We start from the raw sequence: 19516 nt of genomic DNA, 5'->3' as shown, positions 1-19516 counted from the left end.
GAAATGATTAAACATAAATGTATAAATATAAAGGTAAATACTAGGATATGAAAAAATATCAGCATTCGAATGACGGTAAATCCATGTCTGCTGTCGGTGTAGATAAAATAATCTTCTCAATAATAGTTTAGTGAGTTAGAAAAATAGCTTTAAAGAACCATAAAAAGCATGGGAGAACAAATATCCTAGAATACGAAAATCAAGTATAATTATTTTTTAATTATTTTACTTGGACTTAAGAATAGAATAATTGCGCAAATTTTTGGTATTAGTAAAAGCACTTTTAATAAAATCATACAAAAGATACAATGCACCTTCAAGAAAGTATTATCTACAAGATATCCTATAAGTAAGTTTTCATATTTTTCATCTCTCATATGATAAAATCACTAAAGTAAAAATCTTTTATTTTTTATATTTGAACACAATTAATGGAATTTAAACATAAAACTAGCCATTATCATAGCTTTTAGTGCTGTTGATTAAGTCATTGAACTCACTTTACATTAATTATTGAACAAATTCATAGAAAAATAATTTTGTATCTTCTCTTTATCTAATATTGCTAACTACGCTAATTTTGAAAAATATATATAAACAAATAAAAATATTTATTTGACAATTATATTAATGTTATTTTATAATACATGATAAAAGATTAAGATGAATATCTAAAATATAAAGTTTGTCTACTTTATTGAGGTAATCATAACCACTGATCCCTAAAATCCACTAGCAATTACTTTCCCTAAATAATTGAGGAGGTTGTACAATTTATATTTCATTGTTAATTTTAATTTTGCTTCCTTTGATTATCATGCTTAGTTTAAAATACGATGAGAGATGTTTTTTATTAAAAGAAGGGTCATTAAAAAGAAAGTTATTTTTTAATCAAAATAAAATCAATAATACTAATTTGATTTTTCGCTTCCTATATATTTTATTAATTTTAAGTTTAATTATTTTATCTATTTACTTAATTCAAAATAATAAAACTTATAGTCCGGACTATTTCAAAGGTTGTATATTTTTAACTTTTTCTCTAATAGGATCTACCCTGCTGTTTTCTTATCCGCGAAAAAAAATTACAGAAATATTCCGCTTAGATTATCGTAGATTTACGCATATATCATTTATTCTAGTATCTCTTTTGATAATTTGTCAATTTGTTCTATCCAGAATACCCGAAGAATTCGCACAAAATGCTAGTAAATTTGCTAGAAGTATAATTGATGTTGGTGCGTTGTATCAATTAGACACCTATATGAATTTTTTAACTTTCATATTAATTGTCTTTTCCGGTTTAGGTATATATGTTTATCGTACACCTAAACAATGCATTGAGCGTCTAGGATTAAATAAATCTCTTTCTTTCAAGGTTTTTTGTAACTTAATAATAGCTTCTATTATTTTATTTTTATTAAACTATGGTCTGGAATATTTAATAAGATTGTTTATTACCCATCAACCAGATCCTATGGATGAAATTTATAATTCCATCATAATATCGCCATCATTAATTTTATCACTCTTGGTTCTTACTTCTATTTTACCCGCTTTAGGAGAAGAATTATTGTGTCGCGGATTTTTACAACCTAAAATAGGTATTATATTAACAAGTTTTTTATTCACCATCCTCCATGTCCAATATGATATGGCAACTCTTTTATTTACGTTTTTATTTTCATTATTATTAGGTTGGATTGCTAAGCGTTATGGATTATGGGCATCCATTTTAATTCATTTTATAAATAATTCATTATGTGGTGTATCGATATTGGTTAAAGTAATATTTTTTAAATAATATTTTTTAAATAATATTTTTTAAAAATAAAAAAATTATTATTTATTATATTTCTATATAAATTAGAAGTAATAATAAATCTTTTTAAAACAAATATAGAACTTGTCCAAGAATACCAATATATCCGATTAATAAAGAATACAGTATGTTTTATTAGATGAAGTAAATTGGGATATTAACCCCAATTTACGAAAAAATTTGACCAAATGAGATTTATTTGTTACCCTACAATTAATAGACATTCTTTATTCTCCTGTTGTGTTTTATTAGGACACTTATATTCTAAACAGGTGATAGAAGAATGTCTATTTTTGTTTCCAAAGTCTTAAAATATAATATATTTTAAGACTTTGGAAATACAATAACATTTTATTATTTTTATTAAAAATTTACTTTTTTACTTTTTTACTTTTTTACTTTTTTACTTTTGCTATGGAATTTATATATTTTTTAAATATTTAAATTAAAAAATATATTTAAATTAAAAAATATATTTAAATCTAGATATCATATATAAAATAACCAATAGATAAAAGCCACTATCCATGCTGAAACAATACCGTAAACAATAACTGAACCAGCTAAACGAAACATATTACCAGCAACCCCTAGTACAAAGCCCTCTGTACGATGTTCTAAGGCTGAAGAAGCAATTGAATTAGCAAAACCTGTTATCGGTACGCCTGTTCCTGCTCCTGCCCATTGAGAAATTTTGTTGAATTTACCTAGTCCTGTTAATATACAACTTATGATAATCAAAATTAGCATAACTATCGTACGATTATCTTTTTCACTAAATAGTGTTACAGTATTTAGCCAAAGCAAAAACATTTCTGCTAATAAAGATATCGAACCTCCAACAAAAAAAGCTTTCATAATACGAAAGAACGTTTTTTTGTCGTTGATCATCTTATTAACAATATTGGTGTAATTTTGTTTAAGTGGATTCTGGATAGTCATTAAGTTAAACACCCCTTTTAACTTAAAATCCAATTTATCACACGAAAATATTCATTGTTTAAATAAATATTTTCGTGTGATAAAAACCAGAAAAAAGCTTGTTCCTAAAAAACAAGCCTTTTAGACAGCCCTGGTTTCTGTAATTTCTTTTTCAATATATTCTGCTAAATATGCTAATTCGGGTTCTTTAGATAATTTTTCAAGAAGACATGCAGCATCTGCGCGGGCAACTTCTAGCATGCGTTGATCTGTTTGTAAATCAGCAAAGCGAAAGGTAGGTAATCCACTCTGTCTAACCCCTAAAAATTCGCCTGGGCCACGCAATCTTAGGTCTTCTTGAGCAATTTTAAAACCATCTTCATTTTGCGTAATAATTGTCATACGTTCACTACCTTGCTCTGTCGAAGGATCAGCAATTAAAAAACAGGTTGATTTCTTTTCTCCTCGACCAACACGACCTCTTAACTGATGAAGCTGTGCTAAACCAAAACGATCAGCTGCTTCAATAACCATTGTCGTCGCATTAGGAACATCAACTCCTACTTCCACCATAGTAGTAGCGACTAAAATATGCGTTTCACCTTTAACAAAGGCATGCATTGCTTGTTCTTTCATCTCACCTGACAAGCGGCTATGTAAGAGGCCAATTTTATAATCAATTAATTTTTCCGTCAACTCTTGAAACCTTTTTTCAGCATGTTGTACATCTTCTTCAAACATCGCTTCGATGCGCGGACAAACAACATATGCCTGTTCTCCATGAGCACAAGCTTCTTTTAAATGATTAATAATCTTAGGCCATGCCTTGCCTCGAACCCAATACGTATCAATCGGTTTTCGGCCTTTAGGTCGCTCATTAAGAATTGAAACATCTTGTTCACCAAAAGCAGTAATGGATAAAGTGCGAGGTATGGGAGTAGCTGTCATACAAAGCATATCGGGTAAATTACCTTTTTCATATAAAGCAGATCGTTGTTTAACACCAAAACGATGCTGTTCATCAGTGATGATTAAACCTAGATTAGCAAAACTTACACCATCAGAAATCAGGGCATGTGTGCCAATTGCCACATCAGCTGTACCATCGGCTAAACGTGCTAAAGCTTCACGCTTGGCTTTAGATGTCATACGGCTAGTTAAATAAACAAGACGTATGCCTAAAGGTACAAGCCATTTACTCATCGCTTCATAATGCTGTGAAGCCAAAATTTCTGTCGGCACCATACATGCACCTTGATATCCACTAAGTGCATTAACATATAATGCCAAAGCAGCAACCACTGTTTTTCCGGTCCCAACATCCCCTTGAAGCAAACGTTTCATGGGATAAGATGAACCTAAGTCAAATAAAATTTCCTCAACAGCCTGTTGTTGCGAAATTGTAAGTTTGAAAGGTATAAATTTATAAAAAACAGCTAATTTTTCCTTTGACCAAGTACGAGAAATCCCTACTTTTAATCGTCTTTTAGCACGACGAGCTAATAAACAAAGCTGATATAACAATAATTCTTCATAGGCTAAACGACGCCTAGCCTGTTTAGCATCATTTAAAGTGCTTGGCTTATGTATCTTAAAAATAGCTTCTTTTCTAGATAATAAACGGTATTGTTGTTGAAGATGCAAAGGTAAAATTTCTTTAATACTTTCATGATAAAGCTCTAAAACATTTTGAATAATACCTTCAACACAAGTAGTTGTAATACCCTTACTCAAACTATAAATAGGCGTCAAAACATCATTAACAACATCTTTAGGCTGAAAAAAAGTTTTATGAACAACAACTTGGCGCCTCTTATCGTCCCATCGACCGATAACGCGCAAAAAATCACCTTGCGCCAATTTATCGCGCCAATAATGTTGATTAAACCAAACTAATTCCACATCCATCATCAAATCTTCAGCCGTACAAATTTGCATCTTGACAACTAACCTACTACTGCGTGTCTTTTTCTGAGCATACCATCTTAAACTAGTATGACTGCTAATTTTGCCATAAATAGAAATTACTTCACCATTTTTAAAACTATTAACCGTTGATCGCAAGCGATGATCTTCATAACGCATAGGCGCATACAACATAAGATCAGCCACGTTAACTAAATTAAGCGCAAGTAAACATTTGAGCTTAGCAGGTGTAATATCCTCGATCTTTGATAACGGCTTCGTAGAAATACCTATAATCAACATAAACACCGCCTACATTTAGCAAATCCGCCAAAAATTCATCTTTTGAATTCATTGGTCTTTAACTATATGCACAATACGTGGTCCATATATAATTTATAAAATCTTTTTTCATAATCTAAATCATATATCATCAAAAATAACTCATAATATATCCATAAAATGGATATATTAATAGGTAACTATCAAAAATCTACTTATCATAAACACGTCTTTCAAAAACAACAATCCCCCAAATAGAAGGGCCTAGATGACATACGATACATGGTGATAGCATCACCTTGGGAAAATAACCTAAGCGATAATCGTTATTCAAACGTTCATATACACTATTAGCAGCATCGCTGATCGCAGCACTATATAACAAAGCACCATCAATCAGAGTACCAGGCTTGGTATGCTTATGAATATGTTTTAAAAAATGCTCCGCTAATTTCATACGACCACGTACACGATCAATCCCAATAACTTCACCGTCTTTCATGGACAAAATTGGAAGAATCTTTAAAACAGAACCTAGCATGTATGAAGCGCGTCCAATTCTTCCGCCTTGTTTCAAAAAATGAAAATCATCAACATTATATAAGAGTAAAGAATTAGCAAAAGCATCTTTAGCTCGTTGAAGACATATTTCTACATCTTTACCATCAACCACAGCTTGTGCAGCAGCCAAAACACCTAAGCCTAAGCTGTATGAAATAACTTGCGAATCAACAATAATAAGTTCAATATCAGGCGAAGATTGATGAATAATCTCTTTAGCTATGTGTGCCGATTTACATGTCCCACTTAAACCTAGAGAGATATGAAATGAAATAATCTTTGTAACCCCTTGTTGAATCAAATTTTGATATAATTCAACAAATTTTTGAGGTGAAGGCTGTGATGTCTGCGGTAATGCTGCCTTCTTATCAAATAATTTTTCATAGAATGGAGCCTTATCAATAGATGTATCTTCGTGAAAAGGTCCATCACCTAAACGAACAGAGAGAGGGATAATAGAAATAGGTAAAGAAGCACATACTGCTGGGGATAAATCAGATGTGCTATCAGTAACAATATGAATCATTTATTTTCGTTGCTCCTCATAATTGCAAATTCACTCAACCGCTAACATATACTCATATAACGGTTGCCCGCCTGGATGGACTTCTAGCTCGGTATCAGGATGATTTTTTTCCATGTAAATAAGCAGTTTTTTCGTAATATGATCCTGCGCATCCTGGCCTGTAAAAATAGTAACTAAATGTCCTTCACTTCTCTTAATCATATGACTAAGCAAAGAAGTTACAACAACTAAAATATCACTACCAACCGTAACGATTTTACCTTCATAGAGGCCTAAAATATCACCAGCATTAACGGAAAAGCCATCCATCTTATTCGTTAGCACCGCTCTTACAATCTCACCGGAATGTATATGCTCAGCTGCTTCGATCATATTACTTAGATTCGTTTGTTCATCGACATCTTTCGAAAATGCAAGCAAAGCCGCTAATCCCTGCGGAACAGTACGTGCAGGTACTACAAAAACATTAGCAGATTTAGCCAATTCAGAAGCCTGCTTAGCTGCTAACAACACGTTTTTATGATTAGGTAATACATAAACGTTCTCTGCATATGTAGCATCAATCGCCAAAGCAATTTCTTGTGCACTAGGATTAGCTGTTTTCCCACCAGGAACAAGCGAATTAACTCCTAGCCCTTTAAAAAATTTCTCAAGCCCCTTACCCATCAAGACAGCAACAATACCATATGCCGACTTCTGCTTTTCAAGCTCCTGAGCAGGTGTACATTCTTTAGCAAGCTTTAAATTCTGTAAGCGCATATTTTCTACCTTGATGTTCACAAAATCGCCATAATTGACAGCATCTAACAAAACTTTATTAACATCATTTGTATGCATATGAACCTTCAAAAATTGATCATCTTTAACAATCAAAATAGAATCCCCGAGTGTTTCGAGATATTTACGCAATGAATCCTCTTTAAAGGGCTTAATTAACCTATGTGATGTCGTCAAATCTACCAAATATTCCGTGCAATAAGCAAAGGTAATCTCACTAGGCATACTTTGATATTGCTCACTTATCGCTTCAACCGGATAATCAATTTTTTCTGGCCGAAAACTCGGCAACTCTTTATCATTTAAAGCAGCTAACATACCTTCATAAATGCATAACAAACCACTACCGCCTGCATCAACAACATCAGCAGCTTTTAAAACAGGTAATAATAATTTTGTACGAGATAATGTTTTTGAGGAAGCTTGTACTAAAGTTTGCAAAACCAGCCCAATATCCTTAATCGTGTAAGATGCTTGCGCCGTGGCTAAGGCAGCCTCCCGAGCAACCGTTAAAATTGTTCCTTCAACCGGTTTCAAAACAGCACGCTGAGCTGTATCTACACCTCTTTGTAAAGCCGTAGCAAACTGTTTAGCATTAATACTATCTCTTCCGATTAATGAATCAGCAAAACCACGAAATAATTGCGATAAAATAACACCTGAATTACCCCTTGCACCCATCAATAAACCTCGTGCAAAAGAGGCAACCATCTCACCTAATAACAAAGGAGGATTAACTGCTATTCCTTGTAAACCAGCATCAAATGTAAGATGCATATTCGTACCCGTATCGCCATCTGGAACGGGAAAAACATTCAGCGCATTAATGCGATCCACATTGTCACAAAGATGTTTTTTGCCCCCATGCAACATGCGGAGCAAGAGTGGCTGATCAATAATATACACCCAAACTCCGCCCCTTCCTTAAAATAAAAGTATATTTTACTCTTCTTTAACCAAACGTACACCTTGTACATGGACATTTACTTCACTCGATTTAACGCTTATAATTTGATCTAATGTGTAACTCACCTTACACTGTATATTATGAGCTACCTCAGGAATCTTAACACCATAGCTTACAACGATATCAATATCAATAATAAGCTTACCCTCTGTAGTACAAACCTCAATACCTTTACTCCTATTTTCTTTACCAAGCAATTCAATAATACCATCTTTAATTTGACTACGTGAAGCCATGCCAACAAGACCATAACAATCCATTGCCGCACCACCGGCTATATCAGCGATCACACCATCAGCTACTTCTATTTTGCCCAAATCATTCAATATCTCCAGTCCCATCAAAATCCCCCCTCCACAAACTTCTCCCACGTCACAGCTAGCCTCATTGTACACTAGCGTAGCCTTAAAAGGAAGTAAGATATTAACCTATACAACACTTTAAACCAGCATTTTATGCACAGAAAAAAAAAAATACTTTTAACGATAATGAACTAAAAATAAGTCCAAAAAAACAAATATATATCATATAACCAAAATAACCAAAAAACTTGTTTTTATATCCTAAATTATGCTACAATGACCGAGCTCTGATGATAAATACACAGGTTATAAAAGATATGTTAGGTATTATATAAATATAACCATTAGTTATAATTTTGCTGTATTATGTGTATAAGTTTCAGCACAAAAGGAAATGGACATAAAATATATAAATCACTAAAATTTTAATAAATTCATTGTGGGAAAATGTTAATCCTTAAACGGAACATAAACGACACATCCAGCAAAGCAAGTAAAAAAATCAACTACCAGAAGGGAGAAATATTACATGGCAAAATGCAGTATAACAGGTAAAAAAAATCGCCGTGGTAATCAAGTAAGTCACTCTAATAAAAAGAGTAAGCGTTGGTTCAAAATAAATCTACAAACCGTTCGTATTTGGGAAGGAACTAGACGAAAACGCGTACTTGTATGTGCCAAAGCATTGAAAAACGGCAAAATAGAAAAAGCAGCAAACACAAAATAATTTTTAGATATCCAAGGTTATATAAAAATTATACCTTACTTAGCAAAAAAGAAAATACCAATAAAAAAAGCAAAAAAAAGCAAAAAAAAGCAAATGTCAATAAAATATAATTATAAAGAAAAACCAACCCTAAGCAAATGCATTTTATAAGTAAATCATAATAGGTATTTCAATAATAAAAACTAAACAGCTGCCATGTTGTTTGGTTTTTATTATTGAAATACCTCTTTTTTTAATAAAAAATTATATCATCAAACATATAAATAAAATTAATTATGCCATGTTTTCCGCACTTGTAAGGAACGTAAATAGGCATCTGTCAATATTATATCATTATAACCGAATAATCAGTTATTATAGGAGGAAATTAAATGTCCCAGGCATCTATACCTAACATGACCCCAAGTATTTCGCTCAAGCGTGAAGATGTAATTAACATGTTACTGTCATCCATAGCCCTCGAAGAAATAAGTCTTAGCCACGTTTACCTTTAAAAATAATCTGTAAATTATATATGATATCAACGGATGAATGCTTGTATAAATAATTATATCCATAAAGCAAAATGACAGCTCGCATAAAATGCATCCATCTTTATAGTTACATTTATGTGGCTAATGTAACTATGTATAAAAACCAAAAGATGGTTAAACTTTATATTAATATGAAGTTTAATTGGATTAGATAATTACATCCTTTATATCTTAAAGAACTGATTACTTAATAAAAGGTGTTGTTTTGAATGAAAAACAACGGAGCTTTCCACTTTAGTCAGCGTATGGGAAAACCATATACAAGGCGAACGAAAGCAGTCTACTTTGTTTGTCAACCACTATTTAAATAAAAATATGATGAGAGATCATAAACATAAAACGAGTTAACAAACAAAAATGGATAGAGAGCCGTGTGCGTTGCAAGACGCCCGCACGGTTCGGGAGGGGCATCCCTAACGCTACCTCGTATTATAAATTCTGAGGGTGAAGTGCGACACGTTCCTGGTTGATCATTAGGTCAAACAGGCTTTCGTAAGTAAAGAACTGAATCGTTTATATAATGAAAATACATTATATCCTAAACTCCTGCTTGCGCTTTTAATTAAACGTAAGAAGCCAGGTAAAGACGGCTATTTATAAACAGCCGGGTAGCTATAAAATATCTAATGGCGAGCAATACGCAAAGGGCTTAGAAGTTTCTAAAATTCTGATGAAGAATCCAGCGGTTATTTGTTCTTTCTTCTTTCACCTGGATAAACAAAGATCTCAAAAGATCGGTTTAAAACTAACTGCTAAACTTGAAACCCGCCTAAAGATATATTAAGAAAGCTAAATGATTCGGAACGTGGGAAATAGAGAAAATATCTATGAAAGGGACGATTATCTTACCTAGGAAACGATGGAAACATCGCGGAAGAATGGATCGTCAGTCAAGCAATTTGACTAAACGCCGTATGAAATGAAAGTTTCACGTACGGTGTAAAGCAATAGTAAATAAAGCTATTGCTATAAACTACAATACATACTGGGCACACTCCCGGTAACATGTCCTTCAGAAGCTAATGTATGCGATCTATTAGCCGTAAACAATAGCGGTGCGATACGTTTCTATACAAGTAAAGTGATGATAACTTAAATAATCAAACTTTATGAAATTAGACATTCCTTTAACAAAGGAAAATAACTGCATCGAAAAATAGTTAAAAAACTAATCCTAAAACCTGTATGCACAATAAATGTGCATAGAGCCAGGTAAAATTCAGGAAAAAATCTATGGTGAGTATGTCATGAATCGACTGACAAAGGGACGAACTTACAGGTTTTATGCAGATAACATTTATTAAGGGATCGCTAACCAAAAAATGTGATGGTATCTAACCATAATCTGCATAGCTTAAAATCCCCACCTAAGGATTGAAGTAGAAATATCGATGCGGAACGTAGATTAAAAGAGGGATTACTAGACCAAAGAAACGATGGAAACATCGCAGAGGGACAGATCCCCATTTAGTTTAATAACTAAATGAAACGCCTTATGAATTTAAAAATTCACGTAAGGTGTAAAGCCAGATAAATGGCTATTGCTAAGGGTGTTAAGTCAAGCGGTTAAATATGAAATGCTCTTAACAGACAAATTAGAATCCATCCTTAACTTCGAAAAAGCTTGCTGCACAGGTACAATCGGCATAACTGGCAATACAGGTGCTACTGGTCCAACAGGACCAAGTGGCGGACCCCCTGGTCCTACAGGGCCAACAGGTCCCAGCGGAGGACCTCCTGGTCCTACAGGTGCTACTGGCGTGACTGGTGTGACTGGTGTGACTGGTGTGACTGGTGTGACTGGTGTGACCGGTAACACCGGTCCTACCGGTCCTACCGGTCCTACCGGTCCTACTGGTGTGACTGGTATTACTGGTATTACTGGTATTACTGGTATTACTGGTATTACTGGTATTACTGGTATTACTGGTGCTACTGGAAGTACTGGTATCGGCATAACAGGTCCTACAGGTCCAAGTGGTGGACCTCCTGGTAATACTGGCGTGACTGGTATTACGGGTGTGACTGGTATTACGGGTAATACTGGTATTACGGGTATAACTGGTGTTACTGGTGCTACTGGTGTTACTGGTGCTACTGGTGTGACTGGTATTACTGGCGCGACTGGTATTACGGGTGCTACTGGTATTACTGGAACTACTGGTATTACTGGAACTACTGGTATTACTGGAACTACTGGTATCGGTATAACAGGTCCTACCGGTCCAAGTGGCGGGCCTCCTGGTCCTACTGGTATTACTGGTGTGACTGGTATTACTGGTGTAACTGGTATTACTGGTGTGACTGGTATTACTGGTGTGACTGGTACTACTGGCGTGACTGGTATTACGGGTGTGACTGGTATTACGGGTGATACTGGTATTACGGGTATAACTGGTGTGACTGGTGCTACTGGTGTGACTGGTGCTACTGGTGTTACTGGTGCTACTGGTGTGACTGGTATTACTGGCGCGACTGGTATTACGGGTGCTACTGGTATTACTGGAACTACTGGTATTACTGGAACTACTGGTATTACTGGAACTACTGGTATCGGTATAACAGGTCCTACCGGTCCAAGTGGCGGGCCTCCTGGTCCTACTGGTATTACTGGTGTGACTGGTATTACTGGTGTAACTGGTATTACTGGTGTGACTGGTATTACTGGTGTGACTGGTACTACTGGCGTGACTGGTATTACGGGTGTGACTGGTATTACGGGTGCTACTGGTATTACGGGTGCTACTGGTATTACGGGTATAACTGGTGCTACTGGTGTGACTGGTGCTACTGGTGTGACTGGTATTACTGGCGCGACTGGTATTACGGGTGCTACTGGTATTACTGGAACTACTGGTATTACTGGAACTACTGGTATTACTGGAACTACTGGTATCGGTATAACAGGTCCTACCGGTCCAAGTGGCGGGCCTCCTGGTCCTACTGGTATTACGGGTGTGACTGGTATTACGGGTGTAACTGGTATTACGGGTGTGACTGGTATTACTGGTGTGACTGGTACTACTGGCGTGACTGGTATTACGGGTGTGACTGGTATTACGGGTAATACTGGTATTACGGGTATAACTGGTGTGACTGGTGCTACTGGTGTGACTGGTGCTACTGGTGTTACTGGTGCTACTGGTGTGACTGGTATTACTGGCGCGACTGGTATTACGGGTGCTACTGGTATTACTGGAACTACTGGTATTACTGGAACTACTGGTATTACTGGAACTACTGGTATCGGTATAACAGGTCCTACCGGTCCAAGTGGCGGGCCTCCTGGTCCTACTGGTATTACGGGTGTGACTGGTATTACTGGTGTAACTGGTATTACTGGTGTGACTGGTATTACTGGTGTGACTGGTACTACTGGCGTGACTGGTATTACGGGTGTGACTGGTATTACGGGTGCTACTGGTATTACGGGTATAACTGGTGTGACTGGTGCTACTGGTGTGACTGGTGCTACTGGTGTGACTGGTATTACTGGCGCGACTGGTATTACGGGTGCTACTGGTATTACTGGAACTACTGGTATTACTGGAACTACTGGTATTACTGGAACTACTGGTATCGGTATAACAGGTCCTACCGGTCCAAGTGGCGGGCCTCCTGGTCCTACTGGTATTACGGGTGTGACTGGTATTACGGGTGCTACTGGTATTACGGGTGCTACTGGTATTACGGGTATAACTGGTGTGACTGGTGCTACTGGTGTGACTGGAGCTACTGGTGTGACTGGTATTACTGGCGCGACTGGTATTACGGGTGCTACTGGTATTACTGGAACTACTGGTATTACTGGAACTACTGGTATTACTGGAACTACTGGTATTACTGGAACTACTGGTATCGGTATAACAGGTCCTACCGGTCCAAGTGGCGGGCCTCCTGGTCCTACTGGTATTACGGGTGTAACTGGTATTACGGGTGTGACTGGTATTACGGGTGTGACTGGTATTACGGGTGTGACTGGTACTACTGGTGTGACTGGTATTACGGGTGTGACTGGTATTACGGGTGCTACTGGTATTACGGGTGTGACTGGTATTACGGGTGTGACTGGTGTGACTGGTGCTACTGGTGTGACTGGAGCTACTGGTGTGACTGGTATTACTGGCGCGACTGGTATTACGGGTGCTACTGGTATTACTGGAACTACTGGTATTACTGGAACTACTGGTATTACTGGAACTACTGGTATCGGTATAACAGGTCCTACCGGACCAAGTGGCGGGCCTCCTGGTCCTACTGGTATTACGGGTGTAACTGGTATTACGGGTGTGACTGGTGTGACTGGTGCTACTGGTGTGACTGGAGCTACTGGTGTGACTGGTATTACTGGCGCGACTGGTATTACGGGTGCTACTGGTATTACTGGAACTACTGGTATTACTGGAACTACTGGTATTACTGGAACTACTGGTATCGGTATAACAGGTCCTACCGGTCCAAGTGGCGGGCCTCCTGGTCCTACTGGTATTACGGGTGTAACTGGTATTACGGGTGTGACTGGTATTACGGGTGTGACTGGTATTACGGGTGTGACTGGTATTACGGGTGTGACTGGTACTACTGGTGTGACTGGTATTACGGGTGTGACTGGTATTACGGGTGTGACTGGTATTACGGGTGCTACTGGTATTACGGGTATAACTGGTGTGACTGGTGCTACTGGTGTGACTGGTGCTACTGGTGTGACTGGTATTACGGGTGTGACTGGTATTACGGGTGCTACTGGTATTACGGGTGTGACTGGTATTACGGGTGTGACTGGTGTGACTGGTGCTACTGGTGTGACTGGAGCTACTGGTGTGACTGGTATTACTGGCGCGACTGGTATTACGGGTGCTACTGGTATTACTGGAACTACTGGTATTACTGGAACTACTGGTATTACTGGAACTACTGGTATCGGTATAACAGGTCCTACCGGACCAAGTGGCGGGCCTCCTGGTCCTACTGGTATTACGGGTGTAACTGGTATTACGGGTGTAACTGGTATTACGGGTGTGACTGGTATTACGGGTGTGACTGGTACTACTGGTGTGACTGGTATTACTGGCGCGACTGGTATTACGGGTGCTACTGGTATTACGGGTGCTACTGGTATTACGGGTATAACTGGTGTGACTGGTGCTACTGGTGTGACTGGTGCTACTGGTGTGACTGGTATTACTGGCGCGACTGGTATTACGGGTGCTACTGGTATTACTGGAACTACTGGTATTACTGGAACTACTGGTATTACTGGAACTACTGGTATCGGTATAACAGGTCCTACCGGACCAAGTGGCGGGCCTCCTGGTCCTACTGGTATTACGGGTGTAACTGGTATTACGGGTGTGACTGGTATTACGGGTGTGACTGGTATTACGGGTGTGACTGGTACTACTGGTGTGACTGGTATTACGGGTGTGACTGGTATTACGGGTGCTACTGGTATTACGGGTGTGACTGGTATTACGGGTGTGACTGGTGTGACTGGTGCTACTGGTGTGACTGGAGCTACTGGTGTGACTGGTATTACTGGCGCGACTGGTATTACGGGTGCTACTGGTATTACTGGAACTACTGGTATTACTGGAACTACTGGTATTACTGGAACTACTGGTATCGGTATAACAGGTCCTACCGGACCAAGTGGCGGGCCTCCTGGTCCTACTGGTATTACGGGTGTAACTGGTATTACGGGTGTAACTGGTATTACGGGTGTGACTGGTATTACGGGTGTGACTGGTACTACTGGTGTGACTGGTATTACTGGCGCGACTGGTATTACGGGTGCTACTGGTATTACGGGTGTGACTGGTATTACGGGTGTGACTGGTATTACGGGTGCTACTGGTGTGACTGGAGCTACTGGTGTGACTGGTATTACTGGCGCGACTGGTATTACGGGTGCTACTGGTATTACTGGAACTACTGGTATTACTGGAACTACTGGTATCGGTATAACAGGTCCTACCGGTCCAAGTGGCGGGCCTCCTGGTCCTACTGGTATTACTGGTGTGACTGGTATTACGGGTGTGACTGGTACTACTGGTGCTACCGGAGAAACTGGTGTGACTGGTACTACTGGCGTGACTGGTATTACGGGTGTGACTGGTATTACGGGTAATACTGGTATTACGGGTAATACTGGTGTGACTGGTGCTACTGGTGTGACTGGTGCTACTGGTGTGACTGGTGCTACTGGTGTGACTGGTATTACTGGCGCGACTGGTATTACTGGCGCGACTGGTATTACGGGTGCTACTGGTATTACTGGAACTACTGGTATTACTGGAACTACTGGTATCGGTATAACAGGTCCTACCGGACCAAGTGGCGGGCCTCCTGGTCCTACTGGTATTACGGGTGTAACTGGTATTACGGGTGTAACTGGTATTACGGGTGTAACTGGTATTACTGGTGTGACTGGTATTACGGGTGTGACTGGTACTACTGGTGTGACTGGTATTACTGGCGCGACTGGTATTACGGGTGCTACTGGTATTACGGGTGTGACTGGTGTGACTGGTGCTACTGGTGTGACTGGCGCTACTGGTGTGACTGGTATTACTGGCGCGACTGGTATTACGGGTGCTACTGGTATTACTGGAACTACTGGTATTACTGGAACTACTGGTATTACTGGAACTACTGGTATCGGTATAACAGGTCCTACCGGCCCAAGTGGCGGGCCTCCTGGTCCTACTGGTATTACGGGTGTAACTGGTATTACGGGTGTAACTGGTATTACTGGTGTGACTGGTATTACGGGTGTGACTGGTATTACTGGCGCGACTGGTATTACTGGCGCGACTGGTATTACGGGTGCTACTGGTATTACGGGTGTGACTGGTATTACGGGTGTAACTGGTATTACGGGTGTAACTGGTATTACGGGTGTGACTGGTATTACGGGTGTGACTGGTACTACTGGTGTGACTGGTATTACTGGCGCGACTGGTATTACGGGTGCTACTGGTATTACGGGTGTGACTGGTATTACGGGTGTGACTGGTGTGACTGGTGCTACTGGTGTGACTGGCGCTACTGGTGTGACTGGTATTACTGGCGCGACTGGTATTACTGGAACTACTGGTATTACTGGAACTACTGGTATTACTGGAACTACTGGTATTACTGGAACTACTGGTATCGGTATAACAGGTCCTACCGGCCCAAGTGGCGGGCCTCCTGGTCCTACTGGTATTACGGGTGTAACTGGTATTACGGGTGTAACTGGTATTACGGGTGTGACTGGTATTACGGGTGTGACTGGTACTACTGGTGTGACTGGTATTACTGGCGCGACTGGTATTACGGGTGCTACTGGTATTACTGGTGTGACTGGTATTACGGGTGTGACTGGTGTGACTGGTGCTACTGGTGTGACTGGCGCTACTGGTGTGACTGGTATTACTGGCGCGACTGGTATTACTGGAACTACTGGTATTACTGGAACTACTGGTATTACTGGAACTACTGGTATTACTGGAACTACTGGTATCGGTATAACAGGTCCTACCGGCCCAAGTGGCGGGCCTCCTGGTCCTACTGGTATTACGGGTGTAACTGGTATTACGGGTGTAACTGGTATTACGGGTGTGACTGGTATTACGGGTGTGACTGGTACTACTGGTGTGACTGGTATTACTGGCGCGACTGGTATTACGGGTGCTACTGGTATTACTGGAACTACTGGTATTACGGGTGTGACTGGTGTGACTGGTGCTACTGGTGTGACTGGCGCTACTGGTGTGACTGGTATTACTGGCGCGACTGGTATTACGGGTGCTACTGGTATTACTGGAACTACTGGTATTACTGGAACTACTGGTATTACTGGAACTACTGGTATCGGTATAACAGGTCCTACCGGCCCAAGTGGCGGGCCTCCTGGTCCTACTGGTATTACGGGTGTAACTGGTATTACGGGTGTAACTGGTATTACGGGTGTGACTGGTATTACGGGTGTGACTGGTACTACTGGTGTGACTGGTATTACGGGTGTGACTGGTATTACGGGTGCTACTGGTATTACGGGTGTGACTGGTATTACGGGTGTGACTGGTGTGACTGGTGCTACTGGTGTGACTGGAGCTACTGGTGTGACTGGTATTACTGGCGCGACTGGTATTACGGGTGCTACTGGTATTACTGGAACTACTGGTATTACTGGAACTACTGGTATTACTGGAACTACTGGTATCGGTATAACAGGTCCTACCGGCCCAAGTGGCGGGCCTCCTGGTCCTACTGGTATTACGGGTGTGACTGGTATTACTGGTGTGACTGGTATTACTGGTGTGACTGGTATTACGGGTGTGACTGGTACTACTGGTGTGACTGGTATTACGGGTGTGACTGGTATTACGGGTGCTACTGGTATTACGGGTATAACTGGTGTGACTGGTATTACTGGAACTACTGGTATTACTGGAACTACTGGTATTACTGGAACTACTGGTATCGGTATAACAGGTCCTACCGGCCCAAGTGGCGGGCCTCCTGGTCCTACTGGTATTACGGGTGTGACTGGTATTACTGGTGTGACTGGTATTACGGGTGTGACTGGTATTACGGGTGTGACTGGTACTACTGGTGTGACTGGTATTACGGGTGTGACTGGTATTACGGGTGCTACTGGTATTACGGGTATAACTGGTGTGACTGGTGCTACTGGTGTGACTGGTGCTACTGGTGTGACTGGTGCTACTGGTGTGACTGGTGCTACTGGTGTGACTGGTATTACTGGAGCGACTGGTATTACGGGTGCTACTGGTATTACTGGAACTACTGGTATTACTGGAACTACTGGTATCGGTATAACAGGTCCTACCGGCCCAAGTGGCGGGCCTCCTGGTCCTACTGGTGTTACTGGAGAAACTGGCGTTACTGGTGTGACTGGTCCTACTGGTGCTACCGGAGAAACTGGTGTAACTGGTTATACTGGAGAAACTGGCGTTACTGGTGTGACTGGTACTACTGGTGCTACCGGAGAAACTGGTGTAACTGGTTATACTGGAGAAACTGGCACTACTGGTGTAACTGGTTATACTGGAGAAACTGGTGCTACTGGTGTAACTGGTGCTACTGGTTCTACTGGTGATACTGGTTCTACTGGAGAAACTGGTGCTACTGGTATCGGTATAACAGGTCCTACTGGTCCAAGTGGCGGACCTCCTGGTCCTACTGGTGTTACTGGAGAAACTGGCACTACTGGAGAAACTGGCACTACTGGTGTTACTGGTCCTACTGGTTTTACTGGTCCTCAAGGTTGTCCTGGTCCTCAAGGTTGTCCTGGTCCTCAAGGTTGTCCTGGTCCTCAAGGTTGTCCTGGTCCTCAAGGTTGTCCTGGTCCTCAAGGTTGTCCTGGTCCTCAAGGTTGTCCTGGTCCTCAAGGTTGTCCTGGTCCCCAAGGTTGCCCTGGTCCCCAAGGACCAACCGGTGAGAATGGTATAACAGGTGCTACCGGTATAGGTATAACTGGTCCTACCGGTCCAAGCGGCGGGCCTCCTGGTCCTCAAGGTTGTCCTGGTCCTCAAGGTTGTCCTGGTCCTCAAGGACCAATCGGAGAGAATGGTATAACAGGTGCTACTGGCACAACTGGTGTGACTGGTCCTACTGGTCCAAGCGGTGGGCCTCCTGGTCCTATTGGCCCTCAAGGCCCTACAGGCCCCTCAGGTCAAGAAGTGTCAGGAAATAATGCTAAATTGAGCGGTGTTTTCTATGACGGGCTATCGGTAGAATCATACGAAGATATTCCTGTGAATACAAATATATCTATAAACGGTGATAGCATTTATATGGAATGCCCTTATATAATATTATCTCCAAATCAACAATATTTAGCTATTACACAAATAAATGCTTTACCATTAAAAGATCAAATTCTATCTTTAAACTATCAATTAAGAGAAGGAAAACATAATATTATTGTGCCAGGAAGTCGTATGACATCGATTATTCCCGGCGAACAAGTGTGGCTAAATTCTTCTTTCATTATTAAAACAGGTTCTGGAACGAGCGGCATATATCGCCTGTCCGCAAATAACAGTGGCACTTTACCAATTACTGTCTTTAACATTGACATCACATTGGTCAGATTATTTTAAATAGCTTCCCAATCAGGGGAGCTTTTTTTCACAAAAATAAAAGCATATTGCTCACCAAACGCCCGTCCAAGACAGTTACTT

Annotated in this window: 9 protein-coding genes; 4 read left to right on the top strand and 5 right to left on the bottom strand. The window is 40.1% G+C overall.

Annotation, left to right across the window (positions count from 1 at the left end; genetic code table 11):
* Positions 1-916 precede the first annotated feature (916 nt).
* Positions 917-1804: a CPBP family intramembrane glutamic endopeptidase gene (locus tag VS182_RS05495; RefSeq protein WP_479484168.1), complete on the top strand. Its 888-nt coding sequence runs from the start codon at positions 917-919 to the stop codon at positions 1802-1804.
* Between the two features lie 507 nt (positions 1805-2311).
* Here the strand turns inward: VS182_RS05495 and VS182_RS05490 are convergent.
* The 5 genes from VS182_RS05490 to VS182_RS05470 form a co-directional block, all read right to left on the bottom strand.
* Entirely contained in the window at positions 2312-2764 is a 453-nt protein-coding gene (locus VS182_RS05490; protein WP_479484167.1) for a SpoVA/SpoVAEb family sporulation membrane protein, read from the bottom strand.
* Positions 2765-2884: 120 nt separating this feature from the next.
* Complete coding sequence (gene recG / locus VS182_RS05485) at positions 2885-4951, bottom strand: ATP-dependent DNA helicase RecG (protein ID WP_479492423.1); 2067 nt, start codon at positions 4949-4951, stop codon at positions 2885-2887.
* A 190-nt stretch (positions 4952-5141) separates the two neighbouring features.
* Positions 5142-6017, bottom strand: a complete 876-nt coding sequence (locus tag VS182_RS05480; RefSeq protein WP_479484165.1) for a DegV family protein — start codon at positions 6015-6017, stop codon at positions 5142-5144.
* 30 nt (positions 6018-6047) lie between these two features.
* Entirely contained in the window at positions 6048-7700 is a 1653-nt protein-coding gene (locus tag VS182_RS05475) for a DAK2 domain-containing protein (protein WP_479484164.1), read from the bottom strand.
* Positions 7701-7736: 36 nt separating this feature from the next.
* Positions 7737-8102, bottom strand: coding sequence for an Asp23/Gls24 family envelope stress response protein (locus VS182_RS05470; RefSeq protein WP_479484163.1), 366 nt, complete (start codon positions 8100-8102; stop codon positions 7737-7739).
* Positions 8103-8592: 490 nt separating this feature from the next.
* Between VS182_RS05470 and rpmB the strand changes: the two genes are divergently transcribed.
* The 3 genes from rpmB to VS182_RS05455 all read left to right on the top strand — a co-directional run bounded on the left by rpmB (position 8593) and on the right by VS182_RS05455 (position 19435).
* Entirely contained in the window at positions 8593-8790 is a 198-nt protein-coding gene (rpmB, locus tag VS182_RS05465; RefSeq protein ID WP_479484162.1) for a 50S ribosomal protein L28, read from the top strand.
* A gap of 371 nt (positions 8791-9161) precedes the next feature.
* Complete coding sequence (locus tag VS182_RS05460) at positions 9162-9284, top strand: alpha-helical endospore appendage domain-containing protein (protein ID WP_479484161.1); 123 nt, start codon at positions 9162-9164, stop codon at positions 9282-9284.
* A gap of 1589 nt (positions 9285-10873) precedes the next feature.
* Positions 10874-19435, top strand: coding sequence for a beta strand repeat-containing protein (locus VS182_RS05455; RefSeq protein ID WP_479492422.1), 8562 nt, complete (start codon positions 10874-10876; stop codon positions 19433-19435).
* The last annotated feature ends 81 nt before the right edge of the window (positions 19436-19516 follow it).

Source organism: Pasteuria ramosa (assembly GCF_056496785.1).
The sequence above is the reverse complement of the archived record's forward strand: the minus strand, read 5'-3'. Positions and strand labels throughout refer to the sequence as shown.